The sequence below is a fragment of the Paenibacillus vulneris genome (assembly GCF_039543185.1).
Lineage (GTDB): Bacteria > Bacillota > Bacilli > Paenibacillales > NBRC-103111 > Paenibacillus_S > Paenibacillus_S vulneris.
In genome coordinates this window covers 1-19,161 of the sequence record NZ_BAABJG010000004.1, presented here as the reverse complement: position 1 = coordinate 19,161, position 19,161 = coordinate 1, and the positions used below count along the sequence as shown (strand labels likewise).

Genomic DNA, 19,161 nt, shown 5'->3' with positions numbered 1-19,161 from the left:
AAAATGATCCGATTGAAATAGCACCTCAATAAGATTTATCCTATGCATATGATCCTATTTTGAGGAGGTTTCGTTATGACCGTATCCAAAAATGTTAAGCTTCCCCATTTGTTCTATGGGGGAGATTATAATCCGGAGCAATGGCCGGAGGAAGTATGGAAAGACGATATGCGTTTGATGAACAAGGCTGGCGTCAACATTGTCAGCGTCGGTATCTTCAGCTGGGCTGCACTGCAGCCGGGACCGGAAACATACGATTTTGCATGGCTGGACCGCCTGATGGATTTGATGGCCGAGCACGGCATTATGGCGGACCTGGCAACCGCTACCGCATCGCCGCCTGCATGGCTGGCGAAGCTGCATCCCGAGTCGTTGCCCGTAGATGAGAACGGGGCCCGTTACGCTCAAGGCTCGCGCCAGCATTACTGCCCTAACAGCAAGGCGTTCCGCCTGTACGGACAGCGGCTGGTCCGCAAGCTGGCAGAACGGTATAAGGACCATCCTGCACTTGCTATGTGGCATATCAACAACGAGTATGCGTGCCATATTTCCCAATGCTTCTGCGAGGAATGTACCCGGGAGTTTCGCGTATGGCTTCAAAAGCGTTACGGAACGATTGATGAGCTGAATGCCCGCTGGGGAACGAATTTCTGGAGCCAAAAATATTATGACTGGGAAGAAATCGGTCTGCCCGGCAAAACACCGACGTACCCGAACCCAGGCCAACAGCTGGATTACAAGCGCTTCATGTCCGACAGCCTGCTTGACGCCTATTTGGGCGAGCAGCGGATTCTGAAGGAAATTACGCCGCATTTGCCGATCATGACGAATTTCATGGGAGCCTTCAAGCCGCTGGATCATTTCGAATGGGCCAAGCATCTGGACGTGGTTACCTGGGACAGCTATCCAGAGCCGACGGCGGGGATTCCGGTATTTGCCGCCATGCAGCATGATTTGATGCGCAGCTTGAAGGGCGGGCAGCCGTTTATTCTCATGGAGCAGGTAACAAGCCAGGTGAACTGGCGGCAGCAGAATCCGCTTAAGCGTCCCGGCGTTATGCGCCTATGGAGCTATCAGACGATTGCCCATGGGGGGGACGGCGTGATGTTCTTCCAGTGGCGGCAATCCCAGGCCGGTGCGGAGAAGTTCCATGGCGCTATGGTGACGCACACCGGAGATGAGAACAGCCGCATTTATCGTGAAGTCGAACAGCTCGGACAAGAGCTGAAACGGCTTGACGCCCTGGTCGATTCCCGCGTGGAGGCGCGTGTGGCGATGATCTTCGACTGGCATAACTGGTGGGCGCTGGAACTGGACTCCAAGCCGAGCCGAGACATCTTGTACCTGGAGCAGGTCAAGCAGTATTACCAGGCTTTATTCGAGCATAATGTCGGCGTGGACTTCGTGCAGCCGAACGCCGATTTAAGCAGCTACAAGCTGGTTATTGCGCCTGCAATGTATATGGTCGCTCCCGGCGTCGCAGCCAATTTGGAATCGTACGTGCAGAACGGAGGTACGCTGCTAACGACCTTCTTCAGCGGCATCGTTGACGAGAATGACCGCATCCACTTGGGCGGATACCCGGCACCGCTTCGCAAGCTGCTTGGGATCTGTGTGGAGGAATTCGATCCTATGCTGCCGGGCCAAACCAATGGCATCAGCATAACCGGAGGCGGGGAGTTCAGCTGCAATCTTTGGGCCGATATAATACGGCTTGAGGGAGCCGAAGCTCTGGCATCCTTTTCTTCCGATTTCTTTGCAGGCTCTCCGGCCGTTACGGAACATACGTTCGGAAGTGGGAAGGCCTATTATGTAGGCACGCAGCCTGAGGCTGGCTACATCAAGCAGCTCGTGGGCGGCCTGCTGGCCGAATTGGAGCTGCAGGCTCCTGTTACGGCGCCTGCGGGTGTGGAGGCGACGGTACGCCGATCGGCGAACGGGGACCGCTATATCTTCGTGCTGAACCATAACGGACAGAAAACCAGCGTGGGGCTTCCGGAAGGGGCTTTCGTGGACCTGATCAGCGGCCGGTCCGTTGATAGCTCGCTGGAGCTTGATCCTAACGGGATTGCGATCCTTCACTTGCAGCCTTAGTCCTTTCCTTGAAAAAAGGCTCCCGTTTCGTTACACTGTTGCGTGTAGCGGGAGGTGCGGGAAAGATGAAGAAGGCAGTATCGGTCGTGATAGAGAGCTTCTCTGAGGACCAGCGCATGCAGCAGTCCGTTCAGGGAGAGCTGTTCCCAAAGGGCGATCATTATTATTTGCGATATGAAGAAGCCGATCCGGAGATGTCGGGGACGATGACGACAATCAAGCTGGAGCGTGACCGCATCCGGTTATTACGGAGCGGGAGCGTGCGATCGGAGCTTACGTTCGTACAGGGCCAAAGCTGCCGGGGGAGCTATGAGATGCCTCAAGGCAGCCTGGAGCTGCACACGGACACGACCTCCATGATCATCGATCTGTTGGAGGGTCTCGGGACCGTCGATTGGAGCTATGACTTGTATGTGGCGGGGGAGAAATCCGGCTCCTTCCGGTTAAAGGTGACGATTGCTTTGCGGCAGTAAGCCGAATAAGCGAAGACAAACAAAAAAACGGTTTCGGGCGGTTGCATCAGTCTCCGCTCGAAACCGTTTTTGATACTGCGCCGACGGCTCTCATCGCATTGATTTCCTTGATACCGAAGCTGGTTCTGTTTGCTTTCAAAATCAGCTTGGCGTTTTTCTTGATGATGGTTTTTACCTGCATCGGCTTTAGGCCCGGCTTTTTGGCAAGCATAAGAGCGATCACGCCGGTGACGTGCGAAGTCGCCATCGAGGTACCGCTTAATTCGTGATATTTTCCTCGCAGCCAAGTGGAATATACTCTCTCACCTGGGGCATAAATGTCGATTTTTTTGCTGATGTTGCTGAAGGGAGCGATCTGCCCGCGCCGGGTTGTCGCCCCTACGGCGATCACCTGACGAAGTCTGGCAGGGTAATCAATTCCCGCTTTCTTGCCTTCGTTGCCGGAGGAGGCTACGACGATGACGCCAGCCTCATACGCGTTGCGCACGGCCAATTCCAGCGCTTTACTGTACGTTTTCATGCCGAAGCTCATATTAATAATGTGTATTTGATTTTTCACGCACCAGTCGATGCCGTTAATAATATCGGAAACAAACGCGCTGCCTTGATGATCGAATGCCTTCACCGGATGAATCAGAGCTTCCGGAGCCACTCCCAATATCCCGCGCTGGCGGCTGGATGCGGCGATCGTACCCGCGATGTGGGTCCCGTGGCCGTTATCGTCATTGGGCAGCAGAAACCGGTTCAGCAGGTTAATTCCGTGTGACAGGCAGTTGCGCAAATCCGGATGCGTGTAGTCGGCCCCGGTATCGATGACCCCGATATGAATCCGGTCCCCTTTGGATTTTTTCCAAGCTTGAGGGGCCCGGATATGCCGAATGCCCCAAGGAATCGTCTGCGTCTCGCTCGCTGACTTTCCGCTGTTAGACTGAACTGACTTTAAAGATTTCGGTGCATGAACCTTCATCAAGGTATCCGGTTCAACGGATTGGATAAAAGGGAGATCCGCCAACAGCTCCGGGGAATTCAGGGTGCAGGAAAGGGCGTGAATGATTTGCAGCGGCTGGACTTCCTTAAGCCGGGTCCATTTCTTCTTGCGGCGTTTAATTTGTTGCAGGCAAGCTGAGTAATGCATTGGGTCGTTGAATCGGATGATATGCTTGCAATCGCTGCTGCCTGTACCTTCCATGGCTCCATGTAGCCATTCAACAAACGCGGATGGTTTCACAGTTGATCTTCCCCCCATGCATCGGCCGTCTGGAATCATACGCTTTTCAATATCGTATGTGGGAGGAAGTCCGGCGGCATGTGCACATAACCTTTATATAAATAATTGGGTTGGGACCCGTGTCATTCGGGAAACTTGCACATACGATAAATAGAGAGAGTCGGTCGATTCTCTTCAGCGAGATGGGAGTTGGGGCAGATCTGTACTCGGCTCTCGCGGATACAGTCAAAGGCGAAGGAGTTCTCCTTCGCTTCTTTCTTTGGACGGGATCGGCAAAGATTTTGAGGAGGATGGGGACCAGAGTCTTTATCAGCAAAAAAAGCGGTCCTGCGGACAGACTCCTAGTTGCATTTTTACATAAAATAAGGTTTACTAAATGAGTATAATGGATATTATGAGTTAGGACTCTTGTAAAATGTTCGAAGGGATGTGCTTGGATGAGTGGACAGTACACTCTAAAGGTCGGTGCGGAGCAAGCAAAAGAAATGCCGATGGTCGATCTAGCATTTGAATTGCTGAAAGCTGCGAATACACCTTTTTATTACCGTGATTTAATGGCTGAAATCGCCAAAATTAAAGGCCTCTCTGAAGATGAAGTCATGCAGGTTATCGCTCAACTATATACGGAGATCAATATAGACGGCCGGTTTGCTTGTGTCGGCACGAATTTGTGGGGATTGAAGCGCTGGTATCCGGTTGAGAAATCCGAGGATGCCGTTGGCAGCGGCAAGCGTCCGCGCATTATTAACGACGAAGACGACGATCTGGACGATGAGGATCTGTTCGCCGAGGAAGAAGATCATTTCGCTGAGGAGGAAGATTACGACTCCTTCGACAAAGTGCGTGACGAGGATGACTTTGAATCGGAAGAAGAAGCAGAGGAAGAAACCGAATTCTTCGAAGAGGACGAGATTGAAGAGGAGATCGAGGAGACCGATCTGGAGGAAGACTCCGACGAGGAATTGGATGATTCCGAAGAGGAAGAATTTGATGATGAGGATGAAGACGACGATCGGAAATAAACCAATTCCCTCCTCCTTCTTGACAGGGATGGGCGTTCAGAGTAAACTATTTTCTGGGCTTTGGAAAAGATCGAATCATGACGAATGTCTTGACTATAAAGTGCCCCGCGCAAAGTCGGGGCATTTTTTCTTTTTTTATGGGGGATTTTTGTGCGTTCCGCGCCGTTGGACGTGAAATGGATTGTGGCGCGGAAGTTGTTGCTTTCCTTCCGTTTATGAGAACTGATTTCGCGCAATACTATCAATATTGGAGGGTTACATAATGACCAAGTATATTTTCGTCACGGGGGGCGTTGTTTCCTCATTGGGCAAGGGGATTACAGCGGCATCGCTCGGAAGGCTCTTGAAAAACCGGGGGCTGAAAGTTACCATTCAAAAATTTGACCCTTATATTAACGTAGACCCTGGAACGATGAGTCCATACCAGCACGGGGAAGTTTTCGTTACCGATGACGGCGCGGAAACCGATTTGGACTTGGGTCACTACGAGCGTTTTATCGATATTAACTTATCCAAGAACAGCAACGTAACGACGGGCAAAATCTATTCCTCCGTTATTACGAAAGAGCGTCGCGGAGAGTATTTGGGCGGAACGGTGCAGGTTATCCCGCACATTACCAACGAAATCAAGGATCGCGTATTCCGCGCAGGACGCGAAGCGCAATCCGACGTCGTTATTACTGAAATCGGCGGTACGGTCGGCGATATCGAGAGCTTGCCGTTCATCGAGGCTATTCGCCAAATTAAGAGCGACATTGGACGTGAGAACGTCATGTACATCCACGTGACGCTGATTCCTTACTTGAAAGCGGCGGGTGAAGTCAAAACCAAGCCGACCCAGCACAGCGTGAAGGAGCTCCGCGGAATCGGCATTCAGCCTCATGTTATCGTTTGCCGTACGGAGCATCCGTTGTCCGAGGATATGAAGCGCAAGCTGGCCTTGTTCTGCGACATCGATGAGAAAGCGGTAGTCGAGTGTCTGGATGCGGATACCTTGTATGAAGTACCAATGATGCTGCGTGAGCAAGGGCTCGACGATATCGTCGTTAATCATTTGAAGCTGACTACGAATGAACCGGATATGACGGAATGGGAAAGCCTTGTTCAGCGCGTCAAATCCTTGAAGCATACGACGGAAATCGCCATTGTCGGCAAGTACGTTGCACTGCATGATGCATATTTAAGTATTGTCGAAGCATTGGGGCATGCCGGAATCGACAGCAACACGGAAATTAAAATTCGTTGGGTCAACGCCGAAGAGGTGACCGACGGCAACGTGGAAGAGCTGCTGAAGGGTGTACAAGGCATTCTTGTACCGGGAGGCTTCGGCGATCGCGGCATCGAAGGCAAGGTTTCTGCCATTCGCTATGCGCGCGAGAACAAAATTCCGTTCTTCGGCATTTGCTTGGGAATGCAGGTAGCCGTAGTGGAATATGCGCGTTCCGTATTGAATCTGGAGGGAGCGAACAGCTCCGAGATCAATCCGACTACGCCGTATCCGGTGATCGATCTTCTGCCTGAGCAGAAGGATATTGAAGATCTGGGCGGCACAATGCGTCTTGGATTGTATCCATGCAAATTGGCGGAAGGCTCGCTCGCTATGCGCTGCTACGACGATGAGCTTGTCTACGAAAGACACCGTCACCGCTACGAATTTAATAATCAATACCGTGACATGCTGGAATCGGCCGGCTTGAAAATTACCGGTACGTCGCCAGATGGCCGACTGGTTGAAATCATTGAATGCCCGGATCATCCTTGGTTCCTGGCTGTGCAATTCCATCCGGAATTCACATCGCGTCCGAACCGTCCGCAAGCCTTGTTCAAGCATTTCGTTCAAGCGGCATTTCAAATGAAAAATTAGTCATAGATCCTCATGCGACAGCATATTCCATAACAACACAATTCGATTTGCTTCTTCAGAAACTTCTTTAATTGTAAAAGTTTTCAACTTTCCGCAGAAACAAGAAGGAATATCGGTGTTTGTATCGAATTTATCTTGTTAGGATCGTTAGACAGGACGGAATTCCGACAAACAAACGAAAGCGGAATGAGGAGGTTACCGTATTGAAGAAGAAGTTGCTTATTGTTGATGACCAGAACGGTATTCGCATTTTGTTAATGGAAGTGTTCAGCAGCGAAGGCTATGAGACCTACCAGGCTTCCAACGGGAAGCTGGCCCTTGAGATTGTCAGATCGGCCTCTCCTGATCTTGTGCTCCTGGATATGAAAATCCCCGGAATGGACGGCCTGGATATTTTGAAGCATATCAAAGCCATTGACCCTTCCATCAAAGTGATCATGATGACAGCTTATGGTGAGCTGGACATGATTAAGGAAGCTACGGAGCTGGGGGCTATCATGCATTTCACGAAGCCGTTCGACATTGATGAGCTTCGCCATGCAGTCAACAATCAGCTGCGACTTACGGGCAACAATTCATACGCAGTGGGATCCTGATTTTTCAGGATCTCTTTTTTTTATTTCTATGGAATTGGGTTCGCTTACATGTAAAATCCCCAAAGATAACCCTCTATTTTAGGTAGGCTTGTCTGGAAAATTACTATAGGCTTGGTTATCATTTTAAGCTTTATATGATATAATAACGCAGTATGACACAAGAGCGGTCTTCGTACTTAACTCGGTCAATAAACACTAGGAGGAAGAGACACATGCCATTGGTTTCAATGAACGAATTTTTGCCTAAGGCAAAGGCGAACAAGTATGCAGTTGGACAATTTAACATGAACAACCTGGAGTTCGCCCAAGCTATCGTAGAAGCAGCAGAGGAATTGAAGTCTCCTTTCATTTACGGCGTAAGTGAAGGAGCTTTGAAGTATATGGGTATCGAGTTTACGGTTGCCATTGCTGAAGCGGCTGCCAAAAAATCCGGATTACCGATCGCATTGCACCTGGATCACGGCAGCAGCTTTGAAGTTGCTATGAAATGTATCCGCGCGGGCTTCAGCTCCGTTATGTTTGACGGTTCTCACTATTCTTTCGAAGAAAACATCCGTTTGACTAAAGAAGTGGTTAAGGCCGCTCATGCTATGGGCGTTTCCGTTGAAGGCGAGCTTGGAACTATCGGCGGCGTTGAAGATGATATCAGCGTTGACGAAGAGAATGCAAGCCTTGCTAAGCCGGAAGAAGCTATTCGTTTCTATGAAGAAACCGGCGTTGACTGTCTGGCGATCGCAGTAGGTACCGCACACGGTATGTACGCAGGCGAGCCTAACATCCGATTTGATATTATCGAGAAGGTTTCCCAGGCCATTCCTGTTCCTGTCGTTCTTCACGGCGGATCCGGCGTACCTGACGAAATGATCAAGAAGTCCATCGCAGCAGGGGTTGGCAAGATCAACGTGAACACCGAAAACCAAGTAGCATGCACGGAAACGATCCGTGAAGTGTTGAACAAAGATGCTAAAGTGTACGATCCTCGTAAATACCTCACTCCTGCCCGCAAAGCCATGATTGAAGTGGTTAAATCCAAAATTCAATTGTTCGGAAGCTCCAACCAAGCTTAAGTTATATACGGGAAATGCATCGTTAAGATGTGTTTCCCTTCTATTCTTTCTTTAATAGCTCCGTTTATCGGTTGATTCGTTTGTTTAGTGCTTTAAAGCAGTCATGTGGGAGGAAGAGGGACGAATGGAAAAATTGATGGTCTCCGGCGGTCGTCCGCTGAGGGGGACGGTCCAGATAAGCGGCGCCAAGAACAGCGCGATAGCTTTAATTCCAGCCGCTATTTTATCGGAGACGACGGTAACGCTGGACAATTTACCGATTTTGAGCGATGTAGCCATTTATACGGAACTTCTCGAGGAGCTTGGTGCAACGGTAGAATGGAAGGAAGATCGCATGATCATCGACCCGAGCCGCTTGCAATCCAAACCTATGCCGAACGGCAATGTGAAGAAATTAAGAGCTTCCTACTATTTGATGGGAGCGTTACTGGGACGTTTTGGGGAAGCCACCATAGGATTACCCGGCGGATGCAATTTTGAACCGCGTCCGATCGATCAGCATATTAAAGGATTTGAAGCGCTGGGAGCGCGTGTAAGTACAGAAAACGGTGCCTTACATATTCATGCTAAAGAGCTTCGCGGGGCAAAGATTTATTTGGATGTAGTTAGCGTAGGGGCGACGATCAACATCATGTTGGCAGCTTCTCGCGCCAAAGGTGTCACTTTGATTGAAAACGCGGCCAAAGAGCCTGAAATTATAGATGTTGCCACTTTATTGAACGCCATGGGCGCCAAAATAAAAGGGGCAGGGACAGAAACCATTCGCATAGAAGGCGTAGATTCTCTGCACGGATGTCACCACTCTATCATTCCCGATCGTATACAAGCAGGTACTTATATGATTGCCGCAGCCGCAACGCGCGGGGATGTTGTCGTAGATAATGTGATTCCCAAGCATATGGAGGCCTTGACGGCCAAATTGCAGGAAATGGGCGTACACATTTATGAGATGGATGAGTCCATCCGTGTTGTCGGTCAGCCTATTTATGAAAGCGTCGACGTAAAAGCATTGGTGTACCCCGGGTTTGCCACCGATCTGCAATCGCCTATGACGAGCCTCCTTACTCAAACCAAAGGCGTCAGCATTCTTACAGACTATGTTTATAGCAATAGATTTAAGCACGTTCCGGAGCTTGTGCGAATGGGAGCCAAAATCAAGGTTGAGGGGCGTTCGGCGGTTATCGAGGGATCTCCGCTGTGTGCGGCTAAAGTGAAGGCGACGGACCTTCGGGCCGGCGCTGCGCTGGTCATAGCGGGCCTTACCGTACCGGATGGGGTGACCGAAATTAGCGGCGTCGAATATATTGATCGCGGTTACGATCATTTGGTTATGAATCTATCGAATTTAGGTGCAGAGGTATGGCGTAAGAACGAATAGTAGTCGTATAGACTTCGCCAAATTGGGTAATGATAGACAATGTCTGCATCACAGTGAAACAACACTTCGATAGTCTTTTGAAACAGAACACCGTAAAACGGTTAAACATGTTATGAAGCGGCTTTCTTACGAAAAGCTATCTGCGAGGTCTTCGCCCGGTCTGATCGCTGCGGTGAACATTGAGGGATGGTTTTTCGCAAGAAAGGCTTGCTGCTCCTTTCCTCATTCCCCGACCTGATTCCTTAGTGGGTTTTCTCCGAGAACATGTACTTCCCGGCAAATGAAAAAGGATTCCATGAACGCCTCATGCTAGAATAATGAATGTGGAACGTTAAGCCTTGAAAATTTAATAGTTTGGTGGTTAGAAATTATGGATATGCATCTAGCTCAACTAGAGGCACTTAAATTAACAGAGCTTTATCAATTGGCCAAAAAGCATCAAATTCCTTATTACGGGCAGTTGAAGAAAAAAGAACTTATTTTCGCCATTTTACGCGCGCAGGCTGAAAAAAGCGGATTGATGTTTATGGAGGGCGTACTGGAGATCCTGCAGGACGGTTTCGGTTTCCTTAGACCTATCAATTACCTGCCTAGTTCGGAGGATATTTATATATCCGCCTCCCAGATTCGCAAATTTGATTTGCGGTCCGGAGACCTGGTATCCGGTAAATGCCGGCCTCCAAAAGAAAACGAACGTTACTTCGGCTTGCTGCATGTGGAGGCAGTAAACGGAGAGGACCCTGTGACGGCAGCGGAACGGCTGCACTTCCCGGCATTGACTCCTCTGTATCCGCAGAAAAAACTGGTGCTCGAAACCTCCCCTACGCATTATTCCACACGGCTTATGGACTTATTGGCTCCCGTAGGATTAGGACAGCGCGGCTTGATCGTAGCTCCGCCTAAGGCTGGTAAAACCTTGCTGCTCAAAGAAATTGCCAACAGCATTTCCACTAATTACCCGGATATCGAGCTGTTTGTGCTGCTGATTGACGAGCGTCCGGAGGAAGTGACGGATATGCAGCGTTCGGTGAAAGGGGAAGTGGTCGCTTCTACCTTTGACGAGCTGCCGGAGAATCACATCAAGGTTGCTGAATTGGTGTTAGAGCGGGCTCAACGCTTGGTTGAGCATAAGAAAGATGTCGTTATATTGATGGATAGCATCACTCGTTTGGCTCGCGCCTACAACCTGGTCGTGCCTCCGACTGGCCGTACCTTATCCGGGGGGATCGATCCCGGGGCGTTCCATCGCCCGAAAAGATTTTTCGGTGCCGCCCGTAATATCGAAGAAGGCGGCAGCCTGACGATCCTGGCCACTGCGCTTATTGAAACCGGATCGCGTATGGATGACGTTATCTATGAAGAGTTCAAGGGAACAGGCAATCTGGAGCTGCACCTGGACCGCAAGCTGGCGGAGCGCCGCATATTCCCGGCTATCGACATTCGCCGATCGGGTACACGCCGCGAGGAAATGCTCTTGACCAAAGAAGAGCTGGATAAAGTATGGGCTATTCGCAAGAGCATGAATGATTCGCATGAATATTTGGAGGCTTTCCTCAAGAAGCTGGCTGATTCCAAGACGAACCAAGAGTTTTTGGATATGCTCGAAAAAAATGGCGCGGGCAGCACAGGCGGTAGCGGGGGCAGCGGTTCTTCTTCCGCATCCGCCTCCAAGCGGGTAAAAAACACCTCTGCGTCGTAATTCAACAAGATAGGAGCATTAGCCATGAACTTGCTATATGCCGACCGTGATGGAAATGTATTCGATCATCCCGACTATACTGCACTTGGCCGTAACGGTGATATGATAACCGATATTATGGAAGAAGAGCTGATTCCTCTTCCGGAAGGAGCTACGTTGGTCAGCCTGCCGCATACACGACCGGTTGGCTTGAATGCGGCTACCGGGGAGATGGAAGTCGTCCCCGGGGATGTTACGGCCGTCGGAGCGCTGCTGCCGCAGGGCTTCACCCGGCTGCTGCTTCCAGGGTACGTCAAATCGGACAAGAGCCAGCTGCTTCCGCTGTTCGGTTACACGGCTGCCGTCTGGAAGGACGGGCGGTTTTATGTGGCCGCGCATCAGAGTGACGATCCGGAGCGGTGGAATCCGCGCAACTGTGATCCTGACGAGCTGGAGCTGCAGGTGCAGCGTTATTTGGAGAAGTACAGCGAGAACCGGCTTTACAAGCATTTATCGAATTGTGCTTTGGGCTACGAATGTCTTACGGCCTCCAATACGTTCTTGAATCGCTGGGAAGGTGCGGTTCCCGTATCATTCTCCTGCAATGCCGGGTGCTTTGGCTGTATTTCCGAACAGCCTGACGATAGCGGCTTTCCTGCCCCGCAGACACGTATGAACTTCAAGCCGACGGTGGATGAAGTTGTTGAAGTCATGCTGGAGCATCTGAAAACGCCGGACAGCATCATCAGCTTCGGACAAGGCTGTGAAGGCGAGCCATCGACGCAAGCGCCGATCATCATTCAAGCGATGCGCCGTGTGCGTGAGCTGACCAGCATGGGATATATCAATATCAATACCAATGCCGGTCTGACCGACCATATCCGCGGCATTGTGGACGCCGGCCTTAACTTGATGCGGGTAAGCACCATCAGTGCCTTGGACGACCATTATAATGCTTATTACAAGCCCCGCGGCTATACGCTGAAGAACGTCGAGAAATCGCTTCGCTACGCGGCTGATAAAGGGGTGTATACCTCGATCAATTATTTGATTTTTCCCGGCGTAACGGATAGGGAAGAAGAAATCGAAGCCATGATCGAATTTGCCAGACGAACCGATCTCAAGCTGATTCAGCTGCGCAATCTGAATATTGACCCAGAGAGCTATTTGGGTCTAATTCCCAAAGCACAGGGCGAAGTGCTCGGAATGAAGCAGATGCTGGACATTTTCCGTGAGGAGCTGCCTCATGTTGTTCTCGGCTCTTATACCCATGTTCCACCAAAGCCGTAATTCGGACAAACTACTTGCAACGAATGCAGCTGACGTGATATACTACGCCTATGTGTGTAATTAAATAACTCTGATTCACATGGTGTTTCAGGGCAAAAGAGGTGAAAGCAGTGAAAGAAGCAATCCATCCTACGTACCATAACACAACGGTAACTTGTGCTTGCGGCAATACGTTCGAAACAGGTTCGATCAAACAAAATCTTCGTGTTGAGATTTGTTCCGCTTGCCATCCGTTCTTTACCGGTAAACAAAAATTCGTTGATGCCGGCGGTCGCGTTGATAAATTTAAAAAGAAATACGGTATCTAATTTTAGACCGTTTTCCAGATGTCTTACAGCATAATCATGCCTCCTGTGGCTATCCTAAAAGCAATGCAGCAGCTTTGATGACTTTGTTCATCGGACTGTTTCACTAGCTCTTAGAAGTTGCAGGAGGTGTTTTTGTTTTGAAACCGAGAGTGGCGTCATTCACATTGTGTATTTTATTATCCGTTGTATTATGGGGAACGGCTTGTCAGAAGCAGGACGGAGTGACCAGGGTGAAGTCGTATTCCCGGGACGGGGCGCTTGGAATAACGGAGGTCAACCCGAACATGCCCATGAGTCCCACTTATCATACGTATATGGATGATACCCGTTTAATGAAGGATACGATAAGACAAATCCCCGAAGTCAGGTCCTCTACCATTACTATGAACGGACCTATTGCTACGGTAAGACTGGATGTGCCGGCCACCTTATCTGCGGAAGAGGCGGAAAGAGTGGAATGGGAGGCCTACGACAGGCTGTCGAAAATGATGCCCCGATATACGGTGAAAGTTTCCGTTTCACGTAAATAATGCACACAGGTTGATATTTCTCGGGGAATCGTCTATACTTATCTTTGCCGTGCTAGACGGGGAGGTAGCGGTGCCCTGTAACCCGCAATCCGCTGTAGCGGGGTCGAACGCCTATTCGCGGTATTACGATGTAAGGTTTGGGTTTTAGAATCGGTGTTGAGAGTTGGGTCCTCCGCAATGGATGCTTGTGAACCCGGTCAGGTCCGGAAGGAAGCAGCCGTAAGCAAGATGTTTCATGTGCCGGAGGGCTGCCTGACTTGAGTCGAGGCTAAAAATTCCGCTTGGATCGTAATATCAAGGTAGGTGCACGGTATTATTTTTTTAAAATGTATGTACATAAACACCATTTTCGGTCTATGACCGGGGATGGTGTTTTTTTATGCGCTCAGGAGGAAAATGAAAAATTTAGGAGAATTGTATACTAAAGTTAACTGGAATGTTAAAAGGGGTATAGCTTAGGAGGTGGCACGTTGCAGCGGGGGTTGAATTTGCTACAGCAATTCGCCGGAACATTTATGAAGGATGTCAATCTGGGGGTTCTGCTTATTGACACCAGCTTTCAATTGATTGACATCAGTGATATGGCGTGCCGTGTGCTTGGCTTAGTAAAAGAGAATGTGATCGGACGGCCGGTAGACCGTATATTCGCGACACTTCCGCCCGAGCATCAGTTGGTGCAGCGGAGTATTCTGGAGGGGATGGTTGTACGCAACCACGCGCTGTCGTGGACGAACAATCAGGAGCGCTACGAGCTTTTGCTGGACTCCAATGTGCTGCGTGACGAGAATCATCAGATAGCCGGAGCTTATATTATTTTTAAAGATGTGACGAATCTGCGTTCCTTGGAAGAACAGGTTCAGCGCAGCGACCGGCTGGCGATGATCGGACAGATAGCGGCGGGAACCGCCCATGAAATTCGCAATCCGTTGACCTCGATTAAAGGCTTCCTGCAGGTGCTTCGTAAAACACTTCAAGAGCAAGGGATGGAACGGGAAAGCGGCTATACCGAGGTTATGCTTACTGAGATGAACCGGATCAATGAATTGGTGAACGAATTTTTGCTGCTGGGCAAACCCAAGAATGTGACCTATACATCCATTGATATTTCGCAGGTTGTGAAGGATATTTTGCCGATCATTAAGAATGAGGCTCTGCTTCACGGCGTTATCGTTCAATGCGAAATCACAGACGGGCTTCCACATGTCATAGCGGATAAGGAGTTGTTGAAGCAAGTTTTTCTGAACATATGCAAAAATGGCATTGAGGCCATGGGTGACGGAGGTCATTTGAAGATTACGGAAAGGGTGGACATTGAGGAGCGAAAAGTGAACATAGAAATTCACGATACAGGTCCCGGCATACCGCTTTTTGTTATTGATAAAATTTTTGACCCGTTCTTCACTACAAAGCAAGAAGGCACAGGACTTGGACTGTCCATCTGCCAACGTATTATTCACGACATCGGCGGGCATATCCGCGTTTCCTCGAAAGGCTTCGGAACTACTTTCACTCTCAGCATTCCTTTCCCCTAAGCCACTTCATTCAGCCGTAGATGTGTAGTATAATAGACGGGATAAACAATTGTTGGAGAGGAAGCTATGGCACATATCGCATTATACCGAACGTGGAGACCGCAGGCTTTCCGTGAAATTGTAGGTCAGAAGCACATTGTTCAAACCTTGCAAAATTCGCTGCGCGAAGGGCGTTATACGCACGCTTACTTGTTTAACGGCCCACGGGGTACGGGGAAGACGAGTGCTGCCAAAATATTGGCTAAAGCCGTCAATTGTTTGAAAGGTCCTGCCGAGGAGCCGTGTAACGAGTGCGCCAATTGCATTCGCATTACCGAGGGTGCCGTCATGGACGTTGTGGAGATTGATGCGGCCTCCAATCGGGGCGTCGAGGAAATCCGCGATATCCGGGACAAAGTGAAGTACGCGCCGACAGAAGTGCGGCAAAAGGTGTACATCATCGACGAGGTTCATATGCTCACAACGGAAGCCTTCAATGCATTGCTGAAGACTCTCGAGGAGCCTCCGGCACATGTTATGTTCATTCTGGCTACCACGGAGCCGCATAAGCTGCCTGCTACGATTATTTCCCGCTGTCAGCGCTTCGATTTTCGCCGGGTATCGCTGGATGAGCAGGTGGAGAGGCTTCATGAAGTGTGCAGAGAAGAGCAAATTAATGCCGATGTTGAAGCCATTCGGTTCATAGCCAGATTGTCCGATGGAGGCATGCGCGATGCGTTAAGCCTGCTGGACCAGATCATGGCGTTTTCGGGCAAGAGCATCACATACGATGATGTGGTATCGATTACCGGAGGCATGGCGGGCGACCAGTTTCAAAAATTGGTGCAGGCTGTGAAACGACGGGATGTCGGGGCCGTATTACAGTTGATTGATGACTTCATGCAGGAAGGCAAAAGTGCGGATAAATGCATGGAGAGCCTGCTGTATTATTTCCGCGATTTGCTTATGGTCAAGATGGTGCCTGGTTCTCAGGCGGTCACTGACCGTATCATAGATGTAAAACAATTTGCCGAAGTGGCGGAGTCGTTCACAACCCAGGAGCTAATCTCCATGATGGACACATTGAACCACTACCAGACGGAGATGAAATATTCCGTACAGCCCCAAACGCTGCTGGAAGTGGCTTTAATGAAGCTTTGCAGCTCCGCCGGTCCTGAACGTTCAGCCGCGGCAGCGCCTACAGCCGGATCGGCTCCAGCTCAGGATGGATTGATTGTTCAACTGACTGGCCGAATCCAACGGCTGGAGGAGCAGATTGCTCAGATGCTTAAGCAGGGTGTCGCCCCAGCTGCAGCTGGTTCCGGCCATGCCGGCGGTCATTCCGGTTCGGGTGGAAGAACGGCTTCGGTACCTGTAGCGATGAAGAGGGTTGAGAAGCTGGAGGGCTACCTGCACGCCAAGGATACGGACGAAACGAGAGCTGTCATTCAGCGGTGGAGTCAAGTGCTTGGTCGGGTTAAGGAGCTGAAGATTACCATCCATGCCTGGCTGGTGGACGGAGAGCCGGTTGCGGTATTTGAGGGGGCTCTGCTCGTTGCCTTCAAAAGCTCGATGCACCGGGAAACGACAGAAAAGCCGGCCAATAAACAGCTGATTGAGCAAGTCATGAGTGAGATTCTAGGCAAGCCCCTTCGGCTGGTCACTATCATGATGAAGGATTGGAAGGCCGCCGCAGAGCAGTCGAAGCCTGCCGAGCAGGCTGGTGAGGAGTTAAAGCTGGTGCATGAGGAAGAACCGGCGGCAACGAAGGAAGAATGGATTCACGAGGCCATCCAATTGTTTGGCGAGGATCTGGTAAAAATAAAAGAAGATTGATGACGAGGAGTGGATTTTCAATGAACAACATGAACCAAATGATGAAGCAAGTGAAGAAAATGCAGGAGCAAATGCTCAAGACGCAAGAGGAATTGGCGCAAAAAACGATCGAAGGAACTGCCGGCGGCGGCGTTGTTACTGTTACCGTGAACGGACAGAAGAAAGTCACCGGAATCGTCATCAAACCGGAAGCCGTAGATCCGGACGATGTAGAAATGCTTCAGGATCTCGTTCTGACAGCTATTAACGATGCAATGAACAAAGCGGAAGAAATGGCTAACAAAGAAATGTCCCGTTTGACGGGCGGAATGAACATTCCAGGCTTATTCTAATCGACCGACGGCCGCATTTGTGAAGTACAGGGAATTTACTTTAACAGCATAAGGAGCTATCTCTTTTGTTTTATCCCGAACCGTTAGCCAAACTGATCGATTCGTTTGCCCGTTTGCCCGGTATAGGGCCCAAGACGGCTGCGCGGCTTGCATTTCATGTGCTGCGTATGAAGGAAGACGACTGTATCGATTTTGCCAAAGCCCTGGTCAATGTCAAACGAAATTTGCACTATTGTTCCGTCTGCTGCAACATTACGGATACGGACCCCTGCCGCATATGCCAGGATAAAAGCAGAGACCGTTCGGTCATCTGTGTCGTGCAGGAGCCCAAGGATCTGGTTGCAATGGAAAGAACCAAAGAATTTAATGGGTATTACCACGTCCTTCACGGAGCGATCTCACCGATGGAAGGCATCGGCCCTGATGAAATCCGGATTGCGGATTTGCTGAGGCGGTTGTCCGACGAGCAGGTGCAGGAGCTCATTCTCGCAACCAATCCGAATATAGAAGGCGAGGCTACGGCGATGTACTTGTCGAGGCTCGTACGTCCGTTTGGATTGAAAGTGACGCGGATTGCGCATGGTCTGCCTGTGGGCGGCGACTTGGAATATGCCGACGAGGTTACGTTGACCAAAGCGTTAGAAGGACGCAGGGAGCTTTAACAAGCTTACGAGCCTTTGAATATAGCAATGAAAAGAAGAGAAGTCGTTTAGAATAACGCAGGTTATTCTTGTACGGCTTCTTTTTTTTATAGACTTCTTCTTCTATGCCGCGACTTTTCATTTTGACCGCAATGTACCTGAATCCGCTTCGAAGCCATAGCCGCACTTAGTTGGGTTATTTTTGTATAAAATAAGAGATTCGGTTCTACTTAAGCCCTTGGATTGATATGTATAGAACATAGGGACAAACTTGGGAGGGATCGAAAATGAAGCTATGGCAGAGGTTAAGCTCGAAGCATCGTAAACGGGAGGAGCTATTGAAGAATGAGAGACTGCAGCTGCTGCTTGAGATAGGAGTAGCCCATAACGAATGGGTGGCGGCTCAGGAGCGACTGAACTACGTGCTGGATGTGGATCAGATTGATTATGCCGTATATGCTATGGAGGCAGCGGAAAAAAGATTCGAAATGCTAATTAAGCAGGCCAAGAATATGAACCTCTCTGCCATAGATGTATATAAAGGGAGGGTAATGGAGGGCTGATGATAAAGCAATATATGCTGTGGGGAATCCTTATCGTATCCGGATTATTATTGATTATTACTTTGTTCAGGCACAAGCATACCTTTCAGTGGATTGGATATGTATGCTTGCATGTTGCATTTGCCGCGTTTTTGTTATATATTTTAAATCTGTTCGGGCCGTATACCCGAATCGAGGTTCCGCTAAACCCCGCAACCGTAGGGACAGTCAGTGTGCTTGGGGTGCCAGGTTTATTGATGCTTATCGCGTTGAAGCTGTGGGTTGTATAAGACTATAATGAAGAGTCTGAAAATGGAAAATAAAAAAGACTTGCATTATAGTGTGGGATTGTGATATATTAATCAAGTCGCCGCTGAACGGGGCGGCAAGAAATAAGAAGCATTGTCCTTTGAAAACTGAACAACGAGTGAATGTTTAACAGAGAATGAAAATTCTCGCTAGCATTGAATTTTGAGCTTAAGACAAGCTCTATTATAGATCGCTTCGGTGATCACTTTAATGGAGAGTTTGATCCTGGCTCAGGACGAACGCTGGCGGCGTGCCTAATACATGCAAGTCGAGCGGTCCCTTCGGGGATAGCGGCGGACGGGTGAGTAACACGTAGGCAACCTGCCTGTAAGATCGGGATAACTATCGGAAACGATAGCTAAGACCGGATAGCTGGTTCTCTCGCATGAGAGAATCATGAAACACGGGGCAACCTGTGGCTTACAGATGGGCCTGCGGCGCATTAGCTAGTTGGTAGGGTAA

18 protein-coding genes, 1 rRNA gene and 1 other RNA gene are annotated in these 19,161 nt (G+C 49.7%); 19 read left to right on the top strand and 1 reads right to left on the bottom strand.

All coding sequences use genetic code 11. The features are described 5' to 3' along the window. Nucleotides 1-75: 75 nt before the first annotated feature. Together ABEA66_RS04270 and ABEA66_RS04265 are read left to right on the top strand one after the other, a co-directional pair. A complete protein-coding gene (locus ABEA66_RS04270) occupies nucleotides 76-2,094 on the top strand; it encodes a beta-galactosidase (protein WP_345586388.1) in 2,019 nt (672 codons plus the stop codon). Between the two features lie 65 nt (nucleotides 2,095-2,159). Further along, entirely contained in the window at nucleotides 2,160-2,567 is a 408-nt protein-coding gene (locus tag ABEA66_RS04265; RefSeq protein WP_079911092.1) for a YwiB family protein, read from the top strand. 46 nt (nucleotides 2,568-2,613) lie between these two features. Here the strand turns inward: ABEA66_RS04265 and ABEA66_RS04260 are convergent, their stop codons facing one another. Next, a complete protein-coding gene (locus ABEA66_RS04260; RefSeq protein ID WP_417629277.1) occupies nucleotides 2,614-3,795 on the bottom strand; it encodes a S8 family peptidase in 1,182 nt (393 codons plus the stop codon). A 437-nt stretch (nucleotides 3,796-4,232) separates the two neighbouring features. Here ABEA66_RS04260 and rpoE point away from each other — a divergent pair, with 437 nt between their 5' ends. The 17 genes from rpoE to ABEA66_RS04175 form a co-directional block, all read left to right on the top strand. After that, nucleotides 4,233-4,817 (top strand): DNA-directed RNA polymerase subunit delta, encoded by a 585-nt coding sequence (gene rpoE, locus ABEA66_RS04255; protein WP_079911089.1) that lies wholly within the window; start codon nucleotides 4,233-4,235, stop codon nucleotides 4,815-4,817. Nucleotides 4,818-5,079: 262 nt separating this feature from the next. Beyond that, nucleotides 5,080-6,681 (top strand): CTP synthase, encoded by a 1,602-nt coding sequence (gene pyrG, locus ABEA66_RS04250; RefSeq protein ID WP_079911088.1) that lies wholly within the window; start codon nucleotides 5,080-5,082, stop codon nucleotides 6,679-6,681. 203 nt (nucleotides 6,682-6,884) lie between these two features. Continuing rightward, nucleotides 6,885-7,277 carry a response regulator gene (locus tag ABEA66_RS04245; protein WP_079911087.1) on the top strand — a complete coding sequence of 131 codons (393 nt, stop codon included), beginning with the start codon at nucleotides 6,885-6,887 and terminating at the stop codon, nucleotides 7,275-7,277. Between the two features lie 212 nt (nucleotides 7,278-7,489). Beyond that, entirely contained in the window at nucleotides 7,490-8,344 is an 855-nt protein-coding gene (fba, locus tag ABEA66_RS04240) for a class II fructose-1,6-bisphosphate aldolase (protein ID WP_079911086.1), read from the top strand. A 124-nt stretch (nucleotides 8,345-8,468) separates the two neighbouring features. Beyond that, nucleotides 8,469-9,722: a UDP-N-acetylglucosamine 1-carboxyvinyltransferase gene (locus tag ABEA66_RS04235; protein WP_079911085.1), complete on the top strand. Its 1,254-nt coding sequence runs from the start codon at nucleotides 8,469-8,471 to the stop codon at nucleotides 9,720-9,722. 370 nt (nucleotides 9,723-10,092) lie between these two features. Continuing rightward, the gene (gene rho, locus ABEA66_RS04230) at nucleotides 10,093-11,421 is read left to right on the top strand and encodes a transcription termination factor Rho (RefSeq protein WP_079911084.1); all 1,329 of its coding nucleotides are present in this window, start codon (nucleotides 10,093-10,095) and stop codon (nucleotides 11,419-11,421) included. 24 nt (nucleotides 11,422-11,445) lie between these two features. Then, nucleotides 11,446-12,690 (top strand): radical SAM family protein, encoded by a 1,245-nt coding sequence (locus tag ABEA66_RS04225; protein ID WP_079911083.1) that lies wholly within the window; start codon nucleotides 11,446-11,448, stop codon nucleotides 12,688-12,690. Between the two features lie 110 nt (nucleotides 12,691-12,800). After that, the gene (gene rpmE / locus ABEA66_RS04220; protein ID WP_079911082.1) at nucleotides 12,801-12,998 is read left to right on the top strand and encodes a 50S ribosomal protein L31; all 198 of its coding nucleotides are present in this window, start codon (nucleotides 12,801-12,803) and stop codon (nucleotides 12,996-12,998) included. 137 nt (nucleotides 12,999-13,135) lie between these two features. Beyond that, nucleotides 13,136-13,528 (top strand): hypothetical protein, encoded by a 393-nt coding sequence (locus tag ABEA66_RS04215; protein WP_079911081.1) that lies wholly within the window; start codon nucleotides 13,136-13,138, stop codon nucleotides 13,526-13,528. A 47-nt stretch (nucleotides 13,529-13,575) separates the two neighbouring features. Further along, nucleotides 13,576-13,839, top strand: an RNA gene (gene ffs, locus ABEA66_RS04210) — signal recognition particle sRNA large type. A gap of 204 nt (nucleotides 13,840-14,043) precedes the next feature. Next, nucleotides 14,044-15,060 (top strand): ATP-binding protein, encoded by a 1,017-nt coding sequence (locus ABEA66_RS04205; protein WP_377740965.1) that lies wholly within the window; start codon nucleotides 14,044-14,046, stop codon nucleotides 15,058-15,060. Nucleotides 15,061-15,126: 66 nt separating this feature from the next. Further along, the gene (gene dnaX, locus ABEA66_RS04200) at nucleotides 15,127-16,875 is read left to right on the top strand and encodes a DNA polymerase III subunit gamma/tau (protein WP_345586373.1); all 1,749 of its coding nucleotides are present in this window, start codon (nucleotides 15,127-15,129) and stop codon (nucleotides 16,873-16,875) included. A 20-nt stretch (nucleotides 16,876-16,895) separates the two neighbouring features. Then, a complete protein-coding gene (locus ABEA66_RS04195) occupies nucleotides 16,896-17,207 on the top strand; it encodes a YbaB/EbfC family nucleoid-associated protein (RefSeq protein WP_079911078.1) in 312 nt (103 codons plus the stop codon). Nucleotides 17,208-17,272: 65 nt separating this feature from the next. Continuing rightward, nucleotides 17,273-17,869, top strand: coding sequence for a recombination mediator RecR (gene recR / locus ABEA66_RS04190; RefSeq protein ID WP_079911077.1), 597 nt, complete (start codon nucleotides 17,273-17,275; stop codon nucleotides 17,867-17,869). 266 nt (nucleotides 17,870-18,135) lie between these two features. Continuing rightward, nucleotides 18,136-18,411 (top strand): DUF2508 family protein, encoded by a 276-nt coding sequence (locus ABEA66_RS04185; RefSeq protein WP_192702923.1) that lies wholly within the window; start codon nucleotides 18,136-18,138, stop codon nucleotides 18,409-18,411. After that, nucleotides 18,411-18,680, top strand: a complete 270-nt coding sequence (locus ABEA66_RS04180; RefSeq protein WP_225948221.1) for a pro-sigmaK processing inhibitor BofA family protein — start codon at nucleotides 18,411-18,413, stop codon at nucleotides 18,678-18,680. Before ABEA66_RS04185 ends, ABEA66_RS04180 begins: the two co-directional genes overlap by 1 nt. A 226-nt stretch (nucleotides 18,681-18,906) precedes the next feature. Continuing rightward, nucleotides 18,907-19,161, top strand: a 16S ribosomal RNA gene (locus ABEA66_RS04175); the annotation flags it as partial.

Coding starts and splice junctions, on each gene's coding strand:
- ABEA66_RS04270 (WP_345586388.1), top strand. CDS start 76: ATGACCGTATCCAAAAATGTTAAGCTTCCCCATTTGTTCTATGGGGGA.
- ABEA66_RS04265 (WP_079911092.1), top strand. CDS start 2,160: ATGAAGAAGGCAGTATCGGTCGTGATAGAGAGCTTCTCTGAGGACCAG.
- rpoE (WP_079911089.1), top strand. CDS start 4,233: ATGAGTGGACAGTACACTCTAAAGGTCGGTGCGGAGCAAGCAAAAGAA.
- pyrG (WP_079911088.1), top strand. CDS start 5,080: ATGACCAAGTATATTTTCGTCACGGGGGGCGTTGTTTCCTCATTGGGC.
- fba (WP_079911086.1), top strand. CDS start 7,490: ATGCCATTGGTTTCAATGAACGAATTTTTGCCTAAGGCAAAGGCGAAC.
- ABEA66_RS04235 (WP_079911085.1), top strand. CDS start 8,469: ATGGAAAAATTGATGGTCTCCGGCGGTCGTCCGCTGAGGGGGACGGTC.
- rho (WP_079911084.1), top strand. CDS start 10,093: ATGGATATGCATCTAGCTCAACTAGAGGCACTTAAATTAACAGAGCTT.
- ABEA66_RS04225 (WP_079911083.1), top strand. CDS start 11,446: ATGAACTTGCTATATGCCGACCGTGATGGAAATGTATTCGATCATCCC.
- ABEA66_RS04205 (WP_377740965.1), top strand. CDS start 14,044: ATGAAGGATGTCAATCTGGGGGTTCTGCTTATTGACACCAGCTTTCAA.
- dnaX (WP_345586373.1), top strand. CDS start 15,127: ATGGCACATATCGCATTATACCGAACGTGGAGACCGCAGGCTTTCCGT.
- ABEA66_RS04195 (WP_079911078.1), top strand. CDS start 16,896: ATGAACAACATGAACCAAATGATGAAGCAAGTGAAGAAAATGCAGGAG.
- ABEA66_RS04185 (WP_192702923.1), top strand. CDS start 18,136: ATGAAGCTATGGCAGAGGTTAAGCTCGAAGCATCGTAAACGGGAGGAG.
- ABEA66_RS04180 (WP_225948221.1), top strand. CDS start 18,411: ATGATAAAGCAATATATGCTGTGGGGAATCCTTATCGTATCCGGATTA.